This is a genomic window from Brevibacterium linens (assembly GCF_003999335.1).
In the GTDB taxonomy this organism is placed as follows: Bacteria; Actinomycetota; Actinomycetes; order Actinomycetales; family Brevibacteriaceae; genus Brevibacterium; species Brevibacterium linens.
Window position 1 is genome coordinate 2,606,769 of sequence record NZ_CP026734.1, and the last position, 24,535, is coordinate 2,631,303.

The following is a 24,535-nucleotide window of genomic DNA, read 5'->3' on the forward strand; positions in this document are numbered from 1 at the left end:
TAATGCTAACATCTGGCGGTTCGGTTGGGCGCAGTCGGCGTAGAATATCTGCAACCGCATCTCCCGCACTCGAGCCCCTTTGGAGACCCATGACCGCCACCATCGAACTCGCCTGTGGCGAGTCAGCGGCGGTCATCTCCCCCATCGGTGCGAGCCTGGTTCGCTTCTGCGTCGGCGATCGGCCGGTCGTGGTGCCGATGAGCGCCTTCGACGGGGCCGTGCTCGCGCCCTGGCCGAATCGGATCGATGCCGGCCGTTTCGACTTCGCCGGCGACAGCCACCGGCTGCCGATCACCGAGCCCGAGCGGGATACTGCTCTGCATGGTCTCGTCGCCGATGTCGAGTGGTCCGTGGTCGAGCGCACCGAGTCGACGGTCAGTCTCGAATACTCGCTGGAGCCGACGGAGGGGTATCCGTTCGCGTTCGGCTTGCGGGTGGATGTCGAACTCGCCGAGGCGGAGCTGCGCATGCGTGCCCGTGCCCTGAACACGGGGTCGGCTCCCGCACCGTTCGGTTTCGGATTTCATCCGTGGCTCTCCCCGGGCACAGCCCCATCGGGTACAACCGACCCCGTTGACGGTGCCCTTGTCGACGAGGCTCAGCTCGTCATTCCCGCTGCGCAGTGGTTCGAGACCAATGAGCGGCTCATTCCCACCGCCGTGCGCCCTTTCGATGACGGCACCGCAGTTCCGGCCGATCACGTCTCCGATGATTCCGCGTGCATGGTGTGCAAGGACTTCCGGGCGCTGCGCCTGATCGGGGCAACGATCCTCGATGATGCGTACGGCTCACCTCGGCGCGGGGACGACGGGTGGTCTCGAGCACGGCTGAAGGGTGCCGATCTGCGCGAGGTCGTCGTCGGGATGGGTCCCGGTTTCCGCACCTGGCAGGTGTGCACTGGCGACGGCCTTGATGAGGATCTGGCTCGTCGGGCGATTGCGATCGAGCCGATGACGTGCCCTCCGAATGCGTTCGCCGCCGGCGAGGCCGGAGAGGACTTCGACGTCATCGCTCCCGGTGACGAGCTTGCCGTCGAGTGGAGCATCGCCCTGAGCGGAGGCGATGACGAGCGATCCGAAGCGGGCTCGCCTCTCTCAGGCAGCGGTTCGGCCGCTCCTGACGGTGCTTCTGCCGACTCCGACGGCGCTTCGACTTTCCTCCCAGAATGACAGTCGCCCTGCCGCGATTCGGCGCATCCTGATAGGTTGCGATGACAGGCAGATATCAGGCGAGCGCGCCCTGCCCTGGGTGCGTTCCATTCTCGAGAGGGACACCATGTCGACACCGCAGAACCCGAACGACCCGAACAGCAGCTCGTCTGAGCAGAACCTCGACGGCCAGAACCCCGGCGCGGGAGATCAGTCGGAGAGTGCCCAGTCCGCCTCGGATCAGTCGGCGCAGAATCCTCAGGACGCTCAGTTCCAGCCCAGCCAGGATGCGCCGGCATCGCAGCCCGGCCAGAACGCACAGTTCCAGCCCGACCAGCCCACCTATCAGCAGGGAACTTACGACCCCAATGCCTATCAGGCACAGGGACAGCAGTACCAGCAGGGCGGTTATTCCCAGCCCGGCGCTTATTATCAGCAGGATCCCTACCAGCAGGACGCCCACTCGCAGAACGCGGCACAGCAGCAGGCTTATGGTCAGCCCGCCTACGGTCAGCCAGCGCATGGTCAGGCTCCGCAGACGGCGCCTCAGCAGACCGGGTTCTTCAAGTCGCTGTTCGACATCCGCTTCGACAACTTCATCGCAGTCAAGTGGGCAGGCTTCATCTACATCATCGCGATCGTGGTCGCGGTCCTGTCCTACCTCGGGACCATCATCGCCGGCATCAGCGCGGGAATCGCAGCAGGTACGGCCTCGGCATATATGACCGGCGGACCGAGCTTCAGTGTGCTGCCGCTGATCCTGTCGATCATCTTCGGCTGGATCATTCCGGCGCTGTGGGTCATCGGCGTCCGTCTGGTTCTCGAGCTCATCGTCTCCAACATCAAGACGGCCGAGCACACGAAGCGCATCGCCGATTCAGTCAGCCGCTGAGGCGACTACGGCACTGTCTGAGTCAGAAAGCACTGTGCGAAACAGGTGCTTTCTGACTCAGACAGTGCCGTTCCCAGTTGTCCCCAATGCAGGCGCGGGAAAACGCCTGTGAATTAGAGTGAGCCCCGCACCGAAAATCGATGCGGGGCTCAACCGTACCCCCGAGCAGATTCGAACTGCCGTTACCGCCTTGAGAGGGCGGCGTCCTAGGCCACTAGACGACGGGGGCTAGAACAACACTCCTGGACTGATCCAGACTGTGTCCGCTGGGCTACCAGGACTTGAACCTAGACTAAATGAACCAGAATCACTCGTGCTGCCAATTACACCATAGCCCAATGCTTTTCAAGGTCATCCCCGAGGAGATTTCCCTGAGCAACGAGATATAACTCTACACAAGCACCCCGCCTCCGGACAAATCTCAGAGGGTCATTTTCGGTGTGACCTTCTTAACACACCACGCGCATCGGGGCCGGCCTGCCGACAGGCCCAGAATTCCCGCGCGCGCAGGCTCGGTCTGCCTGCCCCGACGGGCCCGGGCCTCACCCCCGGGCTAGGCCGATGAGCCGGTCGAGGACTCGGTATCCGTCGGCGCGCAGACCGTTGTGTTCGTACTCGTTCGTCACCCACGGCTGCACTCCGGACAAGTGCTCGGCCGTGGCCAGCGAATACTCCACCGGCACGTAGGCATCCTCGAAGTAGACTGCCGCAGCACCGCGCACCGAGGCGGCCTGCAGAGCGTCGACATCGTAGAGACGAGGCCACTGACGTGCGGCGACGATGTCGGCCACCTCGGCGAAGGGAGCAAGCTCCGGATCCTCGTGCAGCGACTCCGGCCCGGCATGTTCGCCGGCCAGCAGGGTCGGGTCCTCACGGACAGGATCGGGCATTGCCCGCCTGGCCGCCCAGTTCGTCACCGTGCCGTCGGCCCAGCAGGATTCGTGGACGACGGCATAGAGCGGATTGCGCCCCGAGAACGGCAGAGACGCGGCAAGGTCATGCCGGAATGCTGCCGAAGAGAAGTCGAGGTCGAGCAGATAATGCAGCTTCTCCGGACCATCCGAGGCGCCGAGGAAGTGCCCGAGCAGACGGATCCGCTCCGGCGTCGCCCGCGCACCCCCGGGCAGGGCGAGCCCATCCCCGACGGATGCGAGCTCGACGAGCCTGCGCACCTTCTCACGGTCGTCGGGGAACGCTGCGTAGTGCTGCTCGGACTTGCGGATCATCCCCTCCCACGTCCGACCGTAGACGGTCGCCGGATCAAGGCCGATCGCCGGCAGACCGCCGGTGAAATACACCTCGTGAAGGGCACTCGAATGCGCGGAGATATAGCGCAGAGTCGTGAAACCGCCGAAGGACTGCCCCAGCAGGGACCAGGTGTCCGCCCCGAGGTGACCGCGCAGGATCTCCGCATCCTCGACGATCGAATCGGCGCGGAAGAACGACAGCGCCTCGGCGATCGCGGCCGGGTCCTCCCCCACCGTCTCCAGTCCGGTGATGGCCCCATCAACAGAGCCGATCGGATTCGATCGTCCGGTGCCACGCTGGTCGAGCATGACGACCTGAAACTCCTCGAGCGCCCGCTTCACCCAGCCGTCGGATCCGCCTGCGATGCCCGGGCGCGGGGCTTCCACCCCGGGGCCGCCCTGCAGGTACACGAGGTAGGGTTTCCGGCTGTCCGCCTCGGTGGCGATGACCCGGGCGAACACGTCGATCGTGTCCGGCAGATCCACCTTTCCCGAGGCGGCTGACGCGGAGTACTCCCCCGCCGAGGCGGCATCCCCCGCCCGTCCGAAATGGTCGAAGGGCACGGTGACCGTCACGTCACGGAAGCGCAGTCCTCCGCGGGTCCAGATCTTCTGCTCGACCATGGTCACAGCTGCGCCGCGAGCGCCTTGAGGCGTGTCATGGAGGAGTCCTTGCCGAGGATCTCCATCGACTCGAACAGCGGCGGGGAGACCTTGCGGCCGGACACGGCCACACGCAACGGGCCGTAGGCCAGGCGCGGTTTGATCTCCATCTCGTCGACGAGCTTGGCTGAGAGCACTTCTTCGAGCTTCGCTGTCGTCCAGTCGTCGAGCCCTTCGAGGACCTCGATGGAGGCGGCGAGCACCTCGGGGGCGGTGTCCTTGAGCGTCTTCAATCCGTCTTCGGCCATGACGAGGTCGTCATCGGAGGTGAAGAGGAACGCGAGCAGGTCGGGAGCTTCTCCGAGCAGCTTCATACGGGTCTGCACGAGCGGAGCCGCCTTGTCGAGGATGGCCAGCTGAGCCTCCGTCGGGGACGCCGGGAGCACCTCGGCGGCCTGGAGGTAGGGCACCAGACGGTCACGGAAGTCATCCGGATCGAGGAGGCGGATGTGGTCGGCGTTGATGGCGGTGGCCTTCTTCACGTCGAAGCGGGCCGGGTTGGGCAGGACATCGTGAATGTCGAATGCTTCGGTGAATTCCTTGACGCTGAAGATGTCGCGGTCGGGTCCGATGGACCAGCCGAGCAGTCCGAGGTAGTTGATGAGTCCCTCGGGGATGAACCCGTTCTCGCGGTGGAGGAACAGGTTCGATTCGGGGTCGCGCTTCGACAGCTTCTTGTTGCCTTCACCCATGACGTAGGGCAGGTGGCCGAATTCGGGGGTCGCCTCGGCGATGCCGATGGCTTTGAGGTGTTCGTAGAGAGCGATCTGACGCGGGGTCGAGGACAGGATGTCCTCGCCGCGGAGCACATGGGTGATGCCCATGAGAGCGTCGTCGACGGGGTTGACCAGGGTGTACAGGGGCTTACCCGTAGCGCGGACGACGACGAAGTCGGGAACGGTGCCGGCCTTGAAGGTGATGTCGCCGCGGACGAGGTCGGTGAAGGTGATGTCCTCATCGGGCATGCGCACGCGCCACACCGGTTCGCGGCCCTCGGCGCGGAAAGCGGCCTTCTGCTCGTCGGTGAGGTCGCGGTCGTAGCCGTCGTAGCCGAGCTTCGGGTCACGGCCTGCTGCCTTGTGACGGGCTTCGACTTCGTCGTTCGTCGAATACGACTCGTAGATGTGGCCGCCGGCCTTGAGCTTCTCGATGACGTCGGCGTAGATCTCGCCGCGCTGCGACTGGCGGTAGGGCCCGTTGACGCCGCCGACCTCGATGCCTTCGTCCCAGTCCAGGCCCAGCCATTTGAGGGCTTCGACGACCTGTCCGAAGCTCTCTTCGGAGTCACGTGCCGCGTCGGTGTCTTCGATGCGGAAGACGAACTTGCCGCCGGTGTGCTTGGCGTAGGCCCAGTTGAACAGGGCCGTGCGGACCATGCCGACGTGCGGGGTGCCGGTGGGTGATGGGCAGAAACGAACTGTGACGCTCACGATTGTCCTTTGCGTGATCTTCTCGGGTGTGAGTCTGTGGTGTGCGCGGTGGCGTTGCTGGTGTGGTGCTCTCAGGCGTCCATGACCGGGTTCGACAGGACGCCGAGCCCGTCGATGGCGATGTCGACGCGGTTGCCGGACACGATCTGGCCGACGCCGGCCGGGGTTCCGGTGAGGATGACATCGCCGGGCAGCAGGGTGATCGTCTCGGACAGGTGCTCGATGAGGGTCGGGATGTCGAAGATGAAGTCGGCGGTGGTCCCGTCCTGCTTGATGTCTCCGTCGACCCAGGAGCGGATGTTCAGGTCGTCGACGTCGAGTTCGGTTTCGATCCACGGACCCAGCGGGCACGAGGTGTCGAAGCCCTTCGCCCGTGACCACTGTTTGTCGGCCTTCTGGATGTCGCGCAGGGTGACATCGTTTCCGGCGGTATAGCCGAGGACGCAGTCGTTGGCGTTCTCGGCCTTCACACCTTTGGCCACCCGGCCGATGATGACGGCGAGTTCGGCCTCGTAGCTCACGTATTCGCTGATGGCGGGCAGGCGGATGGGGTCGCCGGGGCCGATGACGGCGGTGTTGGGTTTGAAGAAGGTCAGGGGGGACACCGGCACCTCGTTGCCGAGTTCGGCGGCATGGTCGGCGAAGTTGCGGCCGACGCCGATGACCTTCGAACGCGGCAGGATGGGGCTGACCAGACGCACATCGTCGATCTTCAGCCTCTCGCCTGTCGATTGGGCCGGAGAGAAGAACGGGTCGGAGTCGAGAACGGCGAGTTCGAGACCCGACGTGTCCCAGCTGCCGTCGGTGATCGGCGGGACTTCACCTTCGACGACTCCGTATTTGGGCTCGTCCTGATGGACAAATCTGGCGATACGCATGTGCCCCAGTCTAGTCAGTGCCTGGTGCCTTCCGCGCGTCGGTGCACCTCGAACCGTGATCGGGTCCCCGCAGATCCTCAGGCGGCGTCCCATGTGCGGGCCCGACCGCCCTGCTGAGAGACTGGTGTCATGCCCGATCCGCACCTCCCGCACACCTTCGATCTCGCCCGCATCGGGGCCGGATTGCCCGCCGCCGCGCTCATCGATGACCTGGCCATCGCCGAGGCGGCCCCCTTCCCGCGAGTGGTCGTGGAGGCTCCTCCCGGCACCGGTAAGACGACCGTGGTGCCGCCGATGATCGCCGAGCACGTGGCCCGGTTCTCCGGAGGTTCGGCTGGTGCCGAACTCCCGGGCCGCATCATCGTCACCCAACCGCGGCGGATGGCTGCCCGCGCCGCGGCCAGGCGGCTCGCATCGTTGACGGGGACCCGCCTCGGCGAGGTGGTGGGTTTCACCGTCCGCGGTGAGTCGCGGACAACGACTGCGACGCGCATCGAATTCGTCACCACGGGCGTGCTCCTGTCACGGCTGCTGCGCGATCCGGAGCTGACCGGCGTCGCGGCAGTGATCCTCGATGAGGTGCACGAGCGGCAGTTGGATACGGATCTCGCGTTCGCGATGTGCCGGGAGTTGGCAGATCTGCGTGAGGACCTTGCTGTGGTCATCATGTCTGCGACCTTGGATGCGCGGCTGTGGGCAGCGCGCCTCGGGGACGGGCCGCAGGCACCGGCGACGCTGGTGTCGGTGGCCGCCGAGACTCATCCCTTGGAGGTCCGGTGGGCACCGGCGAAGGAGCGGCCGCTCGATGCGAGGGGTGTGACCTGGGATTTCCTTGATCATCTGGCGGCGGTGACGGTGAGCGCGCTCGAGGAGAACGCCGCCGGGGATGTGCTCGTCTTCGCTCCCGGGGCACGTGAGGTCGACGAGGTGGCCTCCCGGGTGCGGCGTCGTATGGGATCGAGCGCAGGGGCCGAGGCGGGCACAGATCTGGAGGCGAGCGCAGGTGGTGGTTCGGATTCCGCTGTGGTCGCGGTGCACACTCTCACGGGCCGAACTCCGGCGAAGGAGCAGGATGCGATCCTGCGTCCGGTCGATCCGGGCTCGTCCGGCACGGGTCGGAACCGGCGGGTCATCGTCTCGACATCAGTGGCGGAATCGGCACTGACGATCGACGGAGTGCGCATCGTCGTCGACTCCGGGCTCTCCCGGGGGCCGCGCTTGGATACGCGGCGGCGCATGTCCGGGCTGGTGACGATGCGCGAGTCGAAGGCCTCGGGCACGCAGCGTTCCGGCCGTGCCGCTCGGCAGGGACCGGGTGCTGCGTATCGCTGCATGTCAGAGTCCGATTGGGCGAGCCTGCCCGAGCACACTCCACCCGAAATCGCGACCTCCGATCTCACCTCCGCGGTGTTGGCCCTAGCCACGTGGGGCGGCGACGAGGCCCTATTGCCTGATCCGCTGCCGGCCGGCCCCAAGCGGCAGGCGGTCGACAACTTGGTCGCGTTGGGAGCAGTGGAGGTGGCCACGGATGCTTCGGAAATTGAAGTCTCGGCTCTCCGCGTCACTGAAGTAGGGCGGACGATCGCGGCGGTTCCCGCCTCGGTATGGGCGGCACGCGGTCTGCTCGACGGGGCAGCGCTGCTCGATCCCGTTCGTGCGGCAGAAGCGGTCGCCGTCATCGAATCCGCTCAGCGGGCTGCCGGCGCCGATCTCTCCGCTCTGATGCGTCAACTGCGGCGCAGCCGAGATGCCCGATTCGCTCAGGACCGCAGACGGTTCGCGTCGATCGCCCGCGGATTCGCCTCGGACTGCGATGGCGGCGACACGGGAGACGGCGGCGGCAATTCCGGCACATCCTTGACACCCGAGGACCTCGGACTCGTCACGGCGCTGTCGTATCCGCTGCAGATCGCACGGCTGCGCAGCGCTTCGGATTCCGACTATCTGCTGGCTTCGGGCACGGCGGCGAGCCTGCCGCGTGACTCCTCACTGCAGGGCAGTCAGTGGCTGGCCATCGCCGAGGTGGGTCTGGCCGGATCGCGGGCGATCATCCGATCTGCCGTGCCCATCGACGTCGACACCGCGGAACTCGCCGGCGCCGGATTGCTGCACACGGAGGAAACCGCGACATTCGAGTCCGGGAGGGTCCGCGCGGTTCGGCGCAGCCGCCTCGGCGGGATCGAACTGACGTCCACCCCGATCCAGGCCGGCCCGGAACTGGCCCGCCGTGCCATCGCCGCATCGGTGCGCGAACGAGGAGCCCGCGAGGTCGCGCGGCCGTCCGAGGCGTTCGAGAACCTGCGGGCCAGGCTCGGTCTGCTCCGCGCGGTCGTCGGGGATCCCTGGCCGGAGGTGAGGTGGGGGCACCTGTCTGCCACGCTCGATCAGTGGTGTCCGGATGTGCTCGACCGGATCGCGAAGGGCTCCGACCCTGCACGGGTCGATCTTGTCTCCGCGCTGCGCGGTCTGCTGCCGTGGCCCGAGGCGGCCCGGCTCGATGAGTTGGCCCCGACCCACATCACAGTGCCCAGCGGGTCTGCGATCCACCTCGAGTATCCGGACCCCGATCTCATCGAGCCGGAGGCCGTCTCCGGTGCGGACGACGGATCCCGAGCGGACGGCGAGTCTGCGGCCGCATCCCAGCGCACCGAGATCCCGAGCCCGATCCTCGCGGTCAAGCTCCAGGAATGCTTCGGCTGGACCGAAGTGCCGCGCATCTGCGACGGAAGGGTGCCGGTCACCATGCATCTGCTCTCCCCGGCGCGCAGGCCCTTGGCCGTGACGACCGATCTCGCATCGTTCTGGGCGAACGCGTATGCCCATGTCAGAGCCGAGAACCGGGGTCGCTACCCGAAGCACCCGTGGCCGGAGGACCCGCTGAACGCTCCGGCGGCGAAGGGCACGAAGCGCTCGGGCCGCTGACCGACTCATCGCCGGGCCCGACGCGCATGCAAGCCCGACCGTCGTCTGGGACAATGGTGCGGTGACTTCCGCGCCAACGACCATGACTGCCAGCCCGATCGCGGCGGCGACCGCCTCGTCGGCGGTGGCCCCGATCGCGGCGGTGACCGAGCGCACCGACGAACCGGCGGGCCGCCTCGGTGACGGTGTCGTTCCTGCCGAGATCTGGCGCGGGCTGCGTGATGAGCACGAACATCGGATCGCCGAGCGCACGGATGCCCATATCGAGAGGCGGATGCGGCAGGAGTCCCATCCGGTCGAGGATTTCCTCTTCACCTATTACCCGTTCAAGGTCGGGCAGCTGAAGAAGTGGCATCCCGGACCGGGGGTGCGCGTCGAACTCGCCGAGGCGGCCGATCGCCGGTATTTCGACCGGCGTTGGTACCTCATCGACGAGGATCGGAATCTCGCCGAGGTGGACCTCGAGTCCTGGCGGGCCGATCGTGGGGATGGGGCGAAGTTCATCGCCTCCCTGCTGTCGTCGACGCTGAATCGGGAGGCGAATTTCGGGTGTTTCGGCATCCACGAATGGGCGATGGTCTACTGTCTCAGCGAGGAGCAGCGTCGTCATCAGCAGGTGCCGCTGCGGCTCAGCCCACCTGAGACCGATGCCGTGGTCGAAGGCCATCGCATCCAGTGTTCGCATCATGATGCGTTCCGCTTCTTCACCGCACCGGCCCGGCCGCTCAATACCCTGCAGCCGAGCCGTGAGGGCATGGTCAGCAACGAGCAGCCCGGGTGTCTGCACGCGGGGATGGATCTGTACAAGTGGGCGATGAAGATCTCACCGGTCGCTGATTCGGACCTCGTCGTCGACTGCTTCGATCTGGCTCTCGATATCCGCACTCTGGACATGGAGGCCTCCCCCTATGACCTGCGCGGATGGGGCTACGGGGTCGTCGCGATCGAGACCGCCGCGGGCAAGGCCGAGTACATGGAGCGGCAACGCGCGTTTTCAGCCAGGGCTCAGCAGCTGCGGGCTCGGCTGCTCGATGCTCTGGCGGTCGCCGGAGTTCATCCGCGCTGAGTCGCCTGGGGGCTGCGCTGGCTAGACGCTGCGGCTGCGCCGAGCCTGCTGCGCTGACCAGTCGCTGCGGCCGCGCCGTTTCGTGGACGTCTTCGCGGTCGCGGCACCGGCGAGCCTATGATCGGCGGTATGCGTGCCATCGTCTTCGATCAGTTCTCTGTCCGTCCCAATCTCACGGACATTCCCGCGCCCACGGCCCCCAATGCGGGCGTCGTCATCGACGTCGAAGCCACCGGGGTGTGCCGCAGCGATCATCACGCGTGGGCCGGCCACGATTCGACGATCACTCTCCCCCACGTACCCGGGCATGAGCTGGTGGGTCGGGTCGCCTCGGCGGGGGTCGGTATGGAGCATTTCCGCGCCGGCCAACGTGTCACCGTTCCTTTTGTGTGCGGGTGCGGAAGCTGCCGGTGGTGCATTTCGGGCAATGCACAGGTGTGCCCCGATCAGACGCAGCCGGGATTCACGCATTTCGGGTCGTGGGCGGATCGAGTCGTCATCCACAATGCCGATGCGAACCTCGTGGCCGTACCCGAGGATCTGCCGGCCGCGGCGGTGGTCGGTCTCGGGTGCCGATTCGCCACGGCCTTCCATGGTCTGCGCGTGCGGGCTCGCCTTGCCGCGGACGAGACGGTCGCCGTGTTCGGCTGCGGCGGAGTGGGACTGTCTGCGATCATGATCGCCCGTGCCCTCGGGGCGAGGGTCGTGGCCGTCGACGTCAGCGATGCGGCCTTGGAGTCCGCCCGTGAGTTCGGTGCCGCACGGACCGTCAACGCTCGCGATCTCAGTCCGGAGGAACTGAGCGCCGAGGTGGTCGCGCAGTTCGCGTCGACCGATCCCGACGGGGCGGCCGTGACCGTCGACGCACTGGGCCGGGAGGACACGATCCGGGCGGCGATCGGAGCTCTGCCACCCTTGGGCCGGCACGTGCAGATCGGTCTGCTGCCCGACCAACCGGTCGTCGACCTGCCGCGCGTGATCGCGCTCGAACTCAGCGTGCTCGGCTCGCACGGAATGGCCGCGGCCGAGTACCCGGAGCTCGTCGACCTCGTCGTGCAGGGACGGCTGCGCCCTCAGGACCTCGTCACCACTGTCATCGGACTCGACGAGGCACCGGCGGCGATGGAGGCGATGAGCTCCCCCGCCGCCTCGACGGGAATGACGATCATCGACCTGGCGCGGTGAGAACGGCCGGGGTCCGGGCACTGTGCGTCTCCTCGACGAGGTCGAGCGCACCGGCGGCGATCACGGCAATGCTCACTCCGCGTCGAGCGACTCCCGCATGCTCACAGCCAGGGAGCCGATGAGCTCTTGATCCCCGCGGACGCCGGGTTCGAACGGCAGCCGCAGGCGGTCCTTGCTCTTGTCCCGGTAGCGCGGAATCACATGCATGTGGAAGTGGAAGACCGACTGCCAGGCATCGGCACCGCAGCAGTTGATGAGATTGACTCCGTCCGCATCCCACGCCGCATAGGCGTGCTTGGCGATGCGCTGAGACTCGAGCGCCACCGCCGCCAGGTCGTCTCCCGGGATGTCCCGCAGATCAGTGCTGTGCCGTTTCGGCACGACGAGCAGATGCCCGTCCGACCCGGGCTGGATGTCCATGAACGCCAACGTCGCTTCGGTCTCGGCGATCGGCGCACTCGGTGCGTCACCCGCGACGATCTGGCAGAAGATGCAATCGCTGCTCATGAATTCCGTTCCTCCCCCGCGGTGAGTTGGCTGGGCCCTACGGCGCTCGGCCCGGGCCCCTCAGATCATAGAGGCGAGCCCTCAGACCATGATGGCGAGGACGACGTTCGTGTCCTGGCCCTCCCAGCGACCGAGCAGCAGACCGGCGTCGGACTTCTCCGCCGGCGAATCGGGCGACAGGCGGTAGAGGATCTCGACGTCGCCGGCGCCCGGCAGCGGTCCCGTCCCGAAGGCGTGGGCCACGTCGGTGATCTCCTCTCCCCGATTGCCCTCAGCGTCGACGCGGTACTGCGCCGCCGCGGTCGATGCGGTGGCGATGGTGTGGTCGAGGCGCTGCCGGAACAGCGGGTCGCCCATGCCGGCGTAGACCCACCGCTTGCCGAGCACCGAATGCTCCATGTTCGCCACGAATGCTTCGTCGGCGCCGTCGAGCGGTGCCCCGCGGTAGGTCAGCGGCACCTGCAGCAGCTGATCGCCGCTGCGCACGATGTGCACCTCGATGCCGACCTCTCCGGTGGGATCGTCGAAGCGGTACGCGGTGACGGCCTCGAGCGGGTTCGCCTCGAGATCGAGCTCGGCGGCCCAATCCTGCTCGGCCACCCAGTCGCTGACGACGTAGAGCTTGCCGGGGTTGAGTTGAGCTGCGTAGATATCTGCCATGGCATGTCCTCCTGGAATCTGTCTGACGTCGGCGTCAGGTGTGGCTGGTGGTGGCGAGCCTCAGGCCTTGCGGGTGCCGGGGATCCATTCTCCGTCGACGACCTCGTAGTCGGCGAAGACCGCCGGAGCCTCCTCGCGCATGACCTCACCGATCTTGTTGAAGATCAGGCGGATCTCCTCTTCGGCGCCCTTCGCAGTGCGCATCTCGACGACATGGCGCAGAGAGCGCAGGTTCGCGGTGTAGACGATGCCGGTGGCCAGCCCCTCGGGGGCGAAACGACGCATGAACGAGGTCATGTGCTTCTTGTGCGAGAACTTCGTGCCCTCCTCGTCGAGCTCGAAGTGCTCGGCCATCCACTTCTGGTGCTCCTCGAGGGTGTCGAGGACCTGAAGGCTGCGTTCCATGAGTTCGGGATCTTCGCGTGCCCACTCGGGGAACCAGAACGGGATGTCGGTGAGGCGGACGTATCGCAGCGATTCCTGCGAGAACGCCGACCCCGCGCGGTGGCGGATGAGCTCGTGGGTGAGCACGCGCGAGACGTTGTGGAGGACGAAGGTGAAGTTCGCGTGTTCGAGCACGGATCCGTGCTGAGACTTCACGACATTGCCGAGGTACTGCGCGGAATCGGTGCGCACGCGGGAGACGTTCGGGTTGAGGCCCGGCTCCCACGAGCGGTAGCACATGCGTCCGGAGAACTCGAGGAGATCCTCGGCGTCGGGAGATTCCGCATCTTCGACCCGGTCCGCCCAGGAGGTTCCGCCCACCTCATCGAGGTAAGTCCTCATCGCCTCCCAATCGATATTGGGCTTGGCGAGCAGTTCAACGGACGGTTCGACCTGGCGCATGGCTCTCCTTGTGCAGGGGACGTGATTGGTTCCCAATCCTACAGACCGCCGCCGCCCGGATGGCCACCCGTCCGTCTCGAAACTCTTCTCGATTCGTCAGTCAGCGATGGCAGCCGGCGAGCTCGCCGTTCATTCCTCGGCGGCCCGCGGCCGTGCGTGGTCGTTCAGGGTCCGGAGTCGGCCGTATTCGTCGACTGAATACGCGGCTGCGCCGTCGGATTCCACCATCACCGAGGTGGCCGCACCATCGACGTAGACGACCGCAGCATGGTCGTCGATGGCGGTTCCCGGGCCCGGCAGGCTGCCGTCGGCGATCCATTTCCGAAAGGAGGCTTCCCGGCCGGGTTCGCCGTGGAGATGCGGGCAGGCGCTCCCCCGCAGAAATCCAAGCCCATCGTCCAACGGCGCCAGCGGACCGAACGAGTCCGTCGACGATGCCTCGAACCAGCAGTTCGCTCCGGCGCTGATGCCGGCGAGGATCGTGCCGCCGTCAGCCGCCCGGCGCATGACCCCGTCGACTCCGTGCCGACGCCACAGGCTGAGCAGGTTCGCCGTCGACCCGCCGCCGACGTAGATGAGATCCATGCCGAGCAGCATCTCCGGATCTTGGTAGTCCCACGGAGCCTGCCCGAACAGGGAGAGGACATGGGTTCGTGCCCGCGCCTCGAATGCCGCTTCGAACCGTTCGATGTAGTCGCGGCTGTCGCCGGATGCCGTCGGGACGAAGCAGACATGCGGGAGGTCAGATGCGGTGCGTCGCCGACTCGCCATCAGCAGAAGCTCGTCATCAATGCCCGATTCCCCCGTCTCGGACATCGAGAACCCACCGCCGCCGAGAGCGACGATCGTGCCGCGGAACTGCTCGACCGCCTCGGCGATCGGGCCGGAGCCCGCGGTCACGGCACTCGGTGCGTCCACTTCTCGGTTCCGAACTTCTCATCGACGAGTTCCTGTGCCCGCTTCAGCTCATCCTCGGTGTAGGTGCCGTAGGTGGCTCCATAGCGTGTGGCGAAGGTGTCGGCCATGACATCGATGATGTCCTTGCGTGCCTCACCGGTCTGGCTCCGCAGCGGATCGACGCGCTTCTTCGCACTCGCCACTCCTTTGTCGGAGATCTTCGCTTCGCCGATGCGCAGCACCTCGACCATCTTGTCGGCGTCGATGTCATAGCTCATCGTCGCGTGGTGGAGCAGGGTGCCGTCGCGATTGCGCTTCTGTGCGGCTCCGCCGATCTTGCCGCCGGTCGAGGAGATGTCGTTGATCGGCTTGTAGAACGCCTCCACACCGAGAGTCTTCAGCGCCGCGAGCACCCACTGGTCGAGGAACACATACGACTCTTCGTAGTCGAGACCGGCGACGAGGGCAGGCGGGACGAACATCGAGTAGGTGATGCAGTTGCCGCCTTCCATGAACATTGCTCCGCCTCCGGAGATGCGACGGACGACCTGCACGTCGTACTTGTCCACGCCTTCGGGGCGCAGTTCGTTGACGTAGGACTGGAAGGCGCCGATGACGGTGGCGGTGTCCTCCCATTCCCAGAACCGCAGGGTCGGCTGCCGACGACCTGCCGCGACTTCTTCGAGCAGCACCTGGTCGAGCGCCACATTGAGCTGAGTGGGCAGCACCTCTCCGCGGATGACCTGCCAGTCGAAGTCGGTGAAGTTCGCGGCCGAGCCGAGGGCGCGGCGCACGACCGTGGCGATATCGGCGGTGGAGAAGCCGTGCATCGCCAGGTCCGAACCATATCCGGCCAGGGCCTCGTCGAGGCGGCCGCGCAGGGCCGCATTGTCGGCGGTGACGCTGGCGCCGACGAGGGCCGGGGCAAGGTCGAAGTAGGCTTCCTCGGGTTCGAGGAAGAAGTCACCGGAGATCTTCACCTCGGTAATCGTCTTACCGTCGGTGGTGACATCGGCGACGACGAGTTTGCCGCCGATGACCTTGTATTCGCCGTGGAAGTGCTGTGTCTCGTTCGTCATATCTGCCAACCTACTCCCCTGTCAGCGCGTTCCACATGAACCGGTAGCTCAGCGCCCGGGTGAACGCGGTCTGCTCATTGTCCGAAGCCGCGGAATGACCGCCTTCAGTGTCTTCGAAGAACCACACGTTCTCGATACCCTGCGCCTGCATCCGGGCGGCCATCTTCCGCGCCTGCACCGGTCCCACCCGGTCATCCGACGTCGCCGTCCAGAACAGCACCGGCGGATAGTCCCGTCCGTCTTCGAGGAGGTGGTAGGGCGAGAAGTGTCTGATGAACGCCCAGTCCTCGGCCACGTCCGGGTCGCCGTACTCGGCCTTCCATGAATAGCCGGCGCTGAGCTTCGTGTACCGGGCCATGTCCAGCAGCGGAACTCCACAGGAGACTGCGCCGAACAGCTCGGGATACTGGGTGAGCATATTGCCGACCAACAATCCGCCGTTCGAACCGCCGGCACAGGCGAGCCTCTTCGGGCTCGTCACTCCGCGGGCGATGAGATCGCGGGCCACGGCCGAATGGTCTTCATAGCAGCGCATGCGGTTCTCTCGCATCGCGGCAGTGTGCCATTCAGGCCCGTATTCGCCTCCGCCGCGGATGTTGGCGAGGACATAGACGCCTCGGCGGCCTGTCGGGATGGTGTCTCCGGTGGTGCTGCGGCTGAGCCAGCCGATGCCGACCACGGGTGAATATCCGGGTGTGCGGCTGACTTCGAATCCGCCGTAGCCGTCGAGCAGTGTGGGATTGTCGCCGTCGAGCACGAGGTCGTCGGATCCGATCTGGAAGTACGGGATCGCCGTTCCGTCAGCGCTGGTGGCGAAGTGCTGCTCGACGCTGAGCCCGTCGGCATCGAACATCGCCGGCGCCGATTTGATCACCTCGGCGGTGGACTTTTCGGAGTCCGTTCCCGCAGCTTCGTCCGAGGGGCCCAGAGTTCCGTACGACAGCGTCGAGGGCGTGAGGAAGCCGGTGCTGACCATCCAGAAGTCGTTGGCGGTGGCCGGGTCGTATTTGTCGACCGCGCCGAGGCCGACCATGTGGTTGGCCGGCACCCCGGGCAGGGTGGATTCGGCGAAATCGTTGTTCAGGTCGAGGACCGTCAGTGTCGACTGCACGTCGGCGAGCAGTTCGAGGACGAGGTAGTCGCGGGTGAAGGTGAAGGACTGCAGCGAGGTGCGGGCGTCCGGGGTGAAGATCACGCGCGGAGTGATCTCGCCTGCCTTGACCGCATCGATTTCGGCGATGGCAAGGCCGCCGGCGGCCACTTCGGTGGTGGTGGACTGCCATGTCGACTGCGGACGGAAGAGCACGAGGTCGCGGTCGAAGCCGACCTCGACGTCGGTGGGAACGTCGACTCGGTTGAGCGCGTCGGCCCAAGTCGTCGGTTCGACCGACAGCGAACCGCCTGCGCCGGTGATGTCGGCGAGGTCGACGAAGCTCATCGTCGAGTTAAAGAAGTCGATGGCGTCGACGATGACGGCACGGTCGGTGGCCGCGGTGTCGGGGCGGATGTCGCTGCCGACGAAGATCGCCACATGGTCGCGTGGGACTTCGGCGACGATCGGGGCCTCGTCGAGGCTCTGACCGCGGCGGAGCGCTCTGGCTTGGCGAGGATACGACGAGGTCGTCAGTGAGTCGGCGTCGGTCTCGGTGGCGACGAGGACGGTGTCATCATCGAGCCAGGCCAATCGTGTCTTGGCTGCGGGGATGTCGAAGCCGCCGTCGACGAAGGTGCGGTCGTCGAGGTCGAATTCGCGGACTCGGTGGGAGTCGCCTCCGTCCGGGGACAGGAGGACGAGGGCGCGCCGATTGTCGCTGCGCCGGACCATCGCTCCTGACCAGACCCAGGCGGTGTCTTCCTGTGCCGCCAGTTCGTCGAGGTCGAGCAGCACATCCCAGTCGGGTGCATCCGTGCGGTAGCTCTCCCATGTGGTGCGTCGCCACAGACCTTTCGGGTTGGTCCTATCGCGCCAGAAGTTGAAGAAGTGGTCGCCGCGTTTGGTGACCATCGGAATGCGGTCGTCGGAGTCCAGCGCGGTGCGCAGTTCGCCGGAGATGGTATCGAAGAGGTCGTCGTGGAATCGGGCGAGGGTCTTCGCGTTCTGGTTCTTCACCCAGGCGATCTGCTGCTCGCCGGAGATGTCTTCGAGCCAGAGGTTTTCGTCGTCGGGCAGTTCGGCACTCGTCGTCGGGGCCGCTGTCGGTGAGTCTTCTTCGCGCATTCTCCCATCCTAGTGACCGCCGCTGAAACAGCCACGTGGTGCCGCGGACGAGGAATTCGTCTGACGTGCAGTTCTCACCGCGGGCTGCGGAACATGACCAGGCCGGGCTGCCCGTTGGGGGCGTCGGGGCCGTGTCCGAGTTCTGCGAAGCCGAGTTCTTCGTAGAGGCGGCGTGCCGGACTGTCGATATCGTCGGTCTGCAGCCAGCAGCCGCAGTGTCCGACCTCTCCGATCCACGTTTGAAGGGTGAGCCGTCCCAGGCCTTGTTCGCGCTGCTTCGGATCACGGGCGAGCAGGTTGAGTGCGAAGGTCGACTCGAGTTCGGTCGAAGCCTCGCCGAGGCGGCTCTGCAGTTCGAATGCCCACGGATACTTCTGCTCCTCCCACCTCCAATGGTGGCCGTAGGCGAATGAGCTCAGCCGCCCGTCGGGCTGGGTCCGGGTCAATGTCATGAGGACCTGTCCCTTGCGGACGGAGACGTCGTAGACATCGGCGAACAGTGCCGCAAACCTCGGGTCCTCGTTCAGCGGCGGCTCGGCGGCAGCGGCCCCATAGAGCGCTTCGACCTCGCTGCGGGGTGGCAGGACACCGCGGATTCCCGGCCCCGAGGGCACGCCCTGCCACAGTGGACCCATCCCCGCCGGCATCCCCCACACGATTTCGACCGTGGGGTCGTCCGCGTGGCCGGACCGCGCGCAATGGCCGGCGGGCGACGGCTGCCCGGTGAGGTCGTTCATGACTATCACCATAGTCTCGTCATGGAGCGGGCAGTTGAACTTTCGGTGACCACTTGCCGTCGCCGCGGCAGACTCGGTTCACAGCGCGGCAGACTCGGTTCACAGCGCGGCAGACTCGGCTCACAACCTGCGTCTGTGTTCGAGGATTGCGGCGCGGAGAAGTTCTTCGGTGGGGCTCATCGGCCGTTCGTCGGCATCGACGATGTCGATTCCGACACTCGACCCACCGATATCGATGGTTGCCGGCTGCGAGGTCCGGCGAACGTATCGCCATGGGATCATCACCGAAAATTCGGAATCGGCACGCGGCGGTACAACGCGGGCTTCGTCATCCAGCTTTTCGGCACGGTCGCTGCCGCCCAGCGCTCCGGCACAGTCGCTGTCACCCGGAGTCGCGGCGCGAGCCCCGTCGACCGGAGTCGCCGTCCTCTCTGCCGCTGCTTCCCCGGTGTCTCGTCCCGGCTCGGGACCATGCTGTCGGCCGGGACGTTGCTGCCGTTGCCGATCATGCTGCTGATCAGGAGGATCCTGTTCGCCGGGGCCATGCCTCGCACCACGACTGTCGTCCTGACCAGAGGCGCACCCGGGATCGGGACCGCTGAGGGGTTTGGTTCGGGTCCTGTAGTGGTGACCGGTCGGTGTGATGACCTCGAGGGCCTCGGCTGTCGCCTGATGGCGCCACCCGCTGAGTTCCTTGAGATAGTTGCAGGCGGCGCACAGTCCAGAAGAGTTGTCCCAGTCCGTTTCCCCACCGGCAGCGGCCGCGTCGGCATGATCGGCGTGCTGGATGGGTGCCTCGCACCAGGGCGAACGGCAGACGTCGTCGCGGAAGACGACCATGCGTCGAAGCAGCCCGGAGAATTCCCTGCGGCGGGAGTCCATCCGCACGAGCTGACCGTCTTCCGGCCGCGTGTACAGCCTGCGGATGAAGGTGGCGGCCTCGTTCTCGGCAACGACGTTCCTGGCGGCTTGTGCCGGGATCGGGCCGACCCCGGGGAACCATGCCGATTCTTCTCCGGACCCGAACAGGCTGCTGTCCTGCATGATGAGGTGGACTTCGGTGGGCACGGCCGCAGCGGCAGCCTGCCCGGTCAGTCGCTCGACCAAAAGATCCGCAGCGATCTGATTCTGACCACGGCCGTCGGCCTTGCCGGTGGCGGTCACGGTCTGGGCCGACTTCTTGAGATTGGCGAATGCGGCAACGGCCTGCGACATCGGCAGCAGAGCAGTCAGATAGGCCATGTTTCCCGGTGCCGGACGCACGCTGACCGAGCGCTCTTCGACACAGCGTTCGAGGTGGTCGACCGCTGCCTGCTGGTCGAGCTTCTGTGCCAGGGCCCTCACCTCGTTGCCCAGTCGTCTGACTCCCACCTCGGCCAGGCGTTCGGCCATCCGCTCGTCGAGCTCGTGCTTCTTCTCCCGCGGCAGCCAGTCGGATTCCTTGGCGACAGTGCGTGCCTTCTCCTCCGAGATGTCTCCGCCCTTCATCGCCGAGTAGACATTGGGCAGGTCCAGGAGCAGGGTCCGTGAGAATTTGAGCAGCGCGTTGCCGCGGTGTCGGGAGACCTTTCTGGCCAGGCCGATCTCCGCGCCGACCCCGAGTCCCTGCTTCTTGCTCGGGACACCGTCTTCGGCCTCCCGATTCTTTCGGTGCATATCGAACGTCAGGGTTTCGCGGGCCTGTGCGGCGGCGCATGCGGAGGTCAGTTCCTCAAGAGCCGTGATGCGATCGATCGCTTCTTCCTCGGTCGCGGCAGGAGGCATTTCGGACAGGCTGTCGCGCCACCGAAGGATCTCGGTGAGTGCGTCTGGAACCTGCTTTGCCTCCATGTCCAGGACACTACCTGTCGGCACTGACACGACATTTCCCGAACGTATCTGCCCTGGTCAGACCACTAGTCAGCTCAATTCTTCACCGGTCGTCTCTCGTGCCATGAAGCTCATCAGAACCACGGCGACGACGACTAGAGCTCCGGTGAGGACGAACGTCAGGGTCAGGCCGAGCACCGGCCACATGAACGCGCCGAACACGATCGGGGCGATTCCCGTGGCCAGACGCGACGCCGCAGAAGCCCAACCGAAACCAGAACCGCGCAGTCGGGTCGGGTAGAGCTCGGAGACATAGGTGTACAGGGTCGGGATCGCGATCTGGATGACGAAGCCGAAGCCGATGATGGCCGCTTTCGCCGTCCAGGTGAGTTCGGCACCGGAAGCTTCGATGAATACGGCAGATCCGATCAGGAGGATCGCGGCCACGATCGCCGAGACTCCGAGCACCCATTTGCGACCGAATCGTTCGACGATGAGCGCGCAGACGATCACGCCGAGGATGCCGACCGCGGTCATCGACCCGGTGACGAGGAACGCCGCCTGATCGGCCAGCCCCTGCTTCTTCAGGATTCCGGGCAGCCATGTCAGTGCCGCGTAGTAGACAAGGAGGACGGAGACGAAGAGCGACCAGGCGACGAGGGTCGTCTTGGCTGAGTGCTGCCACAGCTGCACGAGCTGACCGCTGGCCGCTCGCAGCTGCCCGCTGACTCTGGGCCCCGCGTCCGAGGTCGGCGTCGTCTGCGACGCGGCGGGGCTCGCCGTGCTCCGATCCGCGTCGGGCTCAGCCGTTGTCGGGGCTGCATCGTCACCGGCCGCCGGCGTTGCGGCAGCCTCGCCGACCGGTTCATGGGTCCACTCGGTGACGTCGGCGCCGGTGCGCTCGACCAGTCGTCTGATGATCGCGTCGGCTTCGGCGTACCGGCCGACCGAGGCGAGATAGAGAGGTGATTCAGGAATCCCGAAACGCACGGCGACGGTGAGCAGGGCGGGAACGATCATGACGAGCATAATCAGCCGCCAGTCCCCGAAACCGAGCAGATAGGCGGAGACGAACGCACAGAGAGAGGCGCCGATCGGCCACCAACCGTCCATGGCGGTGAGCACGCGTCCGCGATGTCGGCTGGGCGTGAACTCCCCGACCAAGGCGTAGTCGACTGGGATGCATCCGCCCAGACCGAATCCCGCGAGGAAGCGGAAGAGGATGAACCAACCATATGCGGGGGCGAATGCTCCGGCGACCGTGAAGATCGAGAAGACGAGCAGAGTGAGAGTGAACGCCTTCTTCCGCCCGATGACATCGGCGATGCCGCCCCAGATGAAGGCACCCAGTGCCATGCCGATGAGATTGGCGGTCGCAATCCATGCGGCCTGGCCGAGGCTGAGACTCCAATAGTCGCTGAGCAGCGGAATGAGGAATCCGTTGAGAGCGACGTCCCAGGCGTCGAACATGAAACCGAGCCCGCCGATGATGAAGATGGCACCCTGGGTGCGCCACTTCCATGGCAGGTGAGCGATGACTTCGGAGGCTGTCGGAATCGACGCCGAGGTGGTCGTGTGCACGAGGCCACAGTACCGCAATTTACGCACAACTGAGTAAAACGTCCGCCGGCGCAATGGATAGCGGGTGGGCAACAAGGGACAACGGGTGAACGACGCGCGGAAAGCAGAAGGCGGGCCGCCGCGAATCACTTCGCAGCGGCCCGCCTCAAGAGCGTGCCCGGCTGACGTCCAGATCAGACACTGACGTCCAGTTCAGACAACGCCCGCCAGGCCAACGACGCCCATCGAATCAGGCCAGGCGCACCAGCCAGTTGTTCGTGTCCTCGACCCGTCCGTACTGGATGTCGAGCAGCGTCCTGCGCAGCTCCATGGTCTTCTCACCGGCCTCTTCACCATGGTCGATGGTGAAGTCCTCGCTGACGAGCTTGCTGATCGGCGTGATGACGGCAGCGGTGCCGCAGGCGAATGCTTCGACGATCTCGCCGCTGGCCGCACCCTCACGCCACTCCTCGATGGAGATCTGACGCTCTTCGGCCTCGAGTCCGAGCTGCGGTGCCAGTTCGAGCAGCGAACGACGGGTGACGCCGTCGAGGATCGAATCGCTCAGCGCCGGAGTGAGCAGCTTGCCGCTCTTCGTCACGAGCATGAGGTTCATGCCGCCGAGCTCGTCGATGTACTTGTTCTCGACCGAGTCGGTGAACAGCACCTGCTGGCAGCCCTTTGCGGCCGCCTCGTTGGTCGCCACCAGCGACGATGCATAGTTGCCGCCGCACTTGGCGAAGCCGGTGCCGCCCGCGCCGGCGCGCTTGAGCTTCGGCGAGAGCCAGATCGACACCGGCTTGATGCCGCCGGAGAAGTAGGGACCGGCCGGCGATGCGATGGCGTAGTAGTCGACTTCATGGCTGGCCCGCACGCCGAGGAACCGCTCCGTGGCGATCATGAACGGCCGCAGGTACAGGCTCGACTCATCGGCGTCCGACTCCGGCGTCGGAACCCAGGCCTGGTCGAGGCTGACCAGCTGCTTGAGCGAGTTGATGAAGTCCTCTTCGGGCAGCTGCGGCAGCGCGAGACGCTCGGCGGAGCGGTTGATGCGCGCGGCGTTGCGCTCGGGTCGGAACGTCCATACCGAACCGTCGGCATGACGGTAGGCCTTGAGCCCCTCGAAGATCTCCTGGGCGTAGTGGAGAACAGCGGCTGCCGGGTCGAGCAGCAGCGGCCCGTACGGCCGGACCTCGTGCCCCTGCCAACCGTCGTCGACCGTGTAACGGATGTGCGCCATATGGTCGGTGAAGTACTGGCCGAAGCCGGGATCCTTCTTGATGTTCTCGCGCACCAGCTCGGGTTGCGGCTGGAGGTTCTTAAGAACGGTGAAATCTGTCATGAAAACTCTTTTCTCACTTGTGATGAGTGACACTTTCAGGGTAGTCCATCACCCCGGCGCTCGTCGCACCGGGGTGATGTCGTCAATCCTGAAATCGGGTGTCGCTCGGTTGGGTTCATCCTCGCAGAGGTGACCCCATCGTCACCCATCCGCCCCTCGCCGAGGCGGTCGACCACGCCGACCGCGGCTTCCGGTCAGCCGAGGCGTGCCGCAATCGCGTCGCCCACCTCGGAGGTGGACCGCTTCGTTCCGTCGCGCTCGGCGAGGTCGGCTTCGACGGCCGTCTCGATCGCCTTGGCCACGGTCTCGAGTCCCAGGTGGGAGGCCATGAGCGCCCCCGAGAGGATCGACGCGGTCGGGTCCGCGATCTGCTGGCCGGCGATGTCCGGAGCCGAACCGTGGATCGGTTCGAACAGGCTCGGCGCCGTCCCTTCGACATTGAGGTTCCCCGAGGCGGCCAGACCGATTCCGCCGGTGACCGCGGCTGCGAGGTCGGTGAGGATGTCCCCGAAGAGGTTGTCGGTGACGATGACGTCGTAGCGCTCGGGATTCGTGACCATGTAGATCGTGCACGCATCCGTGTGCTCGTAGTTGACGGCCACCTCGGGGAATTCCTGCCCGACCTTCTCGACCACGCGACGCCACAGGTGACCAGCATGGACCATGACATTGTGCTTGTGCACGTAGGTGAGCTTCTTGTTCCGCGCCTGAGCCCGGGCGAAGGCGTCGCGGACCGCACGCTCGACGCCGTACCAGGTGTTGACCGAGACCTCGGTCGCGACCTCCTGCGGGGTGTCCGTGCGCACCGATCCGCCGGATCCGGTGTACGAGCCCTCGGTGCCCTCGCGGACGACGACGAAGTCGATCTTTCCGGGATCGGCCAGCGGGCTGGTCACTCCGGAGAACAGCTTCGAGGGACGCAGGTTCACTGCATGCCCCAGCCCGAAGCGCATCTTGAGGATCACTCCGCGCTCGAGCACTCCGGAGGGCACGGACGGATCCCCGCAGGCGCCGAAGAAGATGGCATCATGTCCACGCAGCGACTCGAGCTCGTCGTCGGTGAGCGTCTCACCGGTCTCGTGGTAGCGCTGGGCGCCGACCTTGTAGTCTGTGAGCTCGAGCTCGACGGGCTCGCCTGACACCTCGATGGCGCGGCGGAGGACTTTGAGGCCTTCGGGGACGACCTCGTTGCCGATTCCATCTCCGGGCATGACTGCGATTGAGAACTTCATGCCCACAGAATACGAGCCCATCTCACGATGCAACTGCGGCGTCTTACAATGTGAACCATCGTCACCGGCGCTCATCGGCACGGAGGCTGAGCGACGTCAGCCACCCGAAAGCGGCCCCCTGCCCCAACGGGCCGCGCCTGCCCTTCCCGGGACAGATCCCGCGATCCGTGTGCGGTCATGAACAATTTCACGTCTCAAACCCTGATTCCGGCTACAC

At 65.9% G+C, this 24,535-nt stretch carries 19 protein-coding genes and 2 tRNA genes; 5 read left to right on the plus strand and 16 right to left on the minus strand.

Features of this window, described 5'->3' with window-relative positions; all coding sequences use genetic code 11:
* Window positions 1–89 precede the first annotated feature (89 nt).
* Together CXR29_RS11825 and CXR29_RS11830 are read left to right on the plus strand one after the other, a co-directional pair.
* On the plus strand, window positions 90–1,169 hold the full coding sequence (locus tag CXR29_RS11825) for an aldose 1-epimerase family protein (protein ID WP_127364614.1): 1,080 nt from the start codon (window positions 90–92) through the stop codon (window positions 1,167–1,169).
* Between the two features lie 106 nt (window positions 1,170–1,275).
* Window positions 1,276–2,040, plus strand: coding sequence for a DUF4282 domain-containing protein (locus CXR29_RS11830; RefSeq protein ID WP_127364615.1), 765 nt, complete (start codon window positions 1,276–1,278; stop codon window positions 2,038–2,040).
* 156 nt (window positions 2,041–2,196) lie between these two features.
* Here the strand turns inward: CXR29_RS11830 and CXR29_RS11835 are convergent.
* The 5 genes from CXR29_RS11835 to CXR29_RS11855 all read right to left on the minus strand — a co-directional run bounded on the left by CXR29_RS11835 (window position 2,197) and on the right by CXR29_RS11855 (window position 6,258).
* A tRNA-Glu gene (locus tag CXR29_RS11835) sits at window positions 2,197–2,269 on the minus strand.
* Window positions 2,270–2,306: 37 nt separating this feature from the next.
* Window positions 2,307–2,378 (minus strand) — tRNA-Gln (locus CXR29_RS11840).
* A gap of 204 nt (window positions 2,379–2,582) precedes the next feature.
* Entirely contained in the window at window positions 2,583–3,911 is a 1,329-nt protein-coding gene (locus CXR29_RS11845; RefSeq protein WP_127364616.1) for an alpha/beta fold hydrolase, read from the minus strand.
* Between the two features lie 2 nt (window positions 3,912–3,913).
* A complete protein-coding gene (gene gltX, locus CXR29_RS11850; protein WP_127364617.1) occupies window positions 3,914–5,380 on the minus strand; it encodes a glutamate--tRNA ligase in 1,467 nt (488 codons plus the stop codon).
* Window positions 5,381–5,451: 71 nt separating this feature from the next.
* Window positions 5,452–6,258, minus strand: a complete 807-nt coding sequence (locus CXR29_RS11855; protein ID WP_101553638.1) for a fumarylacetoacetate hydrolase family protein — start codon at window positions 6,256–6,258, stop codon at window positions 5,452–5,454.
* Between the two features lie 129 nt (window positions 6,259–6,387).
* Between CXR29_RS11855 and hrpB the strand changes: the two genes are divergently transcribed.
* From hrpB to CXR29_RS11870, 3 genes are all read left to right on the plus strand, one after another.
* Window positions 6,388–9,180: an ATP-dependent helicase HrpB gene (hrpB, locus tag CXR29_RS11860; RefSeq protein WP_127364618.1), complete on the plus strand. Its 2,793-nt coding sequence runs from the start codon at window positions 6,388–6,390 to the stop codon at window positions 9,178–9,180.
* Window positions 9,181–9,241: 61 nt separating this feature from the next.
* A complete protein-coding gene (locus CXR29_RS11865) occupies window positions 9,242–10,246 on the plus strand; it encodes a 3-methyladenine DNA glycosylase (protein ID WP_241241432.1) in 1,005 nt (334 codons plus the stop codon).
* A gap of 129 nt (window positions 10,247–10,375) precedes the next feature.
* Complete coding sequence (locus tag CXR29_RS11870; RefSeq protein ID WP_127364619.1) at window positions 10,376–11,431, plus strand: zinc-binding dehydrogenase; 1,056 nt, start codon at window positions 10,376–10,378, stop codon at window positions 11,429–11,431.
* A 72-nt stretch (window positions 11,432–11,503) separates the two neighbouring features.
* On the opposite strand, the gene CXR29_RS11875 is transcribed toward CXR29_RS11870, so the two are convergent.
* The 11 genes from CXR29_RS11875 to CXR29_RS11925 all read right to left on the minus strand — a co-directional run bounded on the left by CXR29_RS11875 (window position 11,504) and on the right by CXR29_RS11925 (window position 24,318).
* Complete coding sequence (locus CXR29_RS11875; RefSeq protein ID WP_127364620.1) at window positions 11,504–11,938, minus strand: HIT family protein; 435 nt, start codon at window positions 11,936–11,938, stop codon at window positions 11,504–11,506.
* A gap of 81 nt (window positions 11,939–12,019) precedes the next feature.
* Entirely contained in the window at window positions 12,020–12,598 is a 579-nt protein-coding gene (locus CXR29_RS11880) for a maltokinase N-terminal cap-like domain-containing protein (RefSeq protein WP_127364621.1), read from the minus strand.
* Window positions 12,599–12,658: 60 nt separating this feature from the next.
* Entirely contained in the window at window positions 12,659–13,444 is a 786-nt protein-coding gene (thyX, locus tag CXR29_RS11885) for an FAD-dependent thymidylate synthase (RefSeq protein ID WP_025779438.1), read from the minus strand.
* 129 nt (window positions 13,445–13,573) lie between these two features.
* The gene (locus CXR29_RS11890; protein ID WP_241241433.1) at window positions 13,574–14,362 is read right to left on the minus strand and encodes a Type 1 glutamine amidotransferase-like domain-containing protein; all 789 of its coding nucleotides are present in this window, start codon (window positions 14,360–14,362) and stop codon (window positions 13,574–13,576) included.
* Window positions 14,341–15,420: a lipoate-protein ligase small subunit gene (locus CXR29_RS11895; RefSeq protein WP_127364622.1), complete on the minus strand. Its 1,080-nt coding sequence runs from the start codon at window positions 15,418–15,420 to the stop codon at window positions 14,341–14,343. The genes CXR29_RS11890 and CXR29_RS11895 overlap by 22 nt, the downstream gene beginning before the upstream one ends.
* Window positions 15,421–15,430: 10 nt before the next feature.
* A complete protein-coding gene (locus CXR29_RS11900) occupies window positions 15,431–17,638 on the minus strand; it encodes a prolyl oligopeptidase family serine peptidase (protein ID WP_127364623.1) in 2,208 nt (735 codons plus the stop codon).
* 74 nt (window positions 17,639–17,712) lie between these two features.
* Window positions 17,713–18,375, minus strand: a complete 663-nt coding sequence (locus tag CXR29_RS11905; protein ID WP_127364624.1) for a GNAT family N-acetyltransferase — start codon at window positions 18,373–18,375, stop codon at window positions 17,713–17,715.
* 120 nt (window positions 18,376–18,495) lie between these two features.
* On the minus strand, window positions 18,496–20,205 hold the full coding sequence (locus tag CXR29_RS11910) for a DUF222 domain-containing protein (protein WP_127364625.1): 1,710 nt from the start codon (window positions 20,203–20,205) through the stop codon (window positions 18,496–18,498).
* A 69-nt stretch (window positions 20,206–20,274) separates the two neighbouring features.
* Window positions 20,275–21,765, minus strand: coding sequence for an MFS transporter (locus tag CXR29_RS11915; protein ID WP_127364626.1), 1,491 nt, complete (start codon window positions 21,763–21,765; stop codon window positions 20,275–20,277).
* A 229-nt stretch (window positions 21,766–21,994) separates the two neighbouring features.
* A complete protein-coding gene (locus CXR29_RS11920) occupies window positions 21,995–23,086 on the minus strand; it encodes a branched-chain amino acid aminotransferase (protein WP_101553630.1) in 1,092 nt (363 codons plus the stop codon).
* Window positions 23,087–23,280: 194 nt separating this feature from the next.
* The gene (locus CXR29_RS11925) at window positions 23,281–24,318 is read right to left on the minus strand and encodes a 3-isopropylmalate dehydrogenase (RefSeq protein ID WP_127364627.1); all 1,038 of its coding nucleotides are present in this window, start codon (window positions 24,316–24,318) and stop codon (window positions 23,281–23,283) included.
* Window positions 24,319–24,535: the final 217 nt, after the last annotated feature.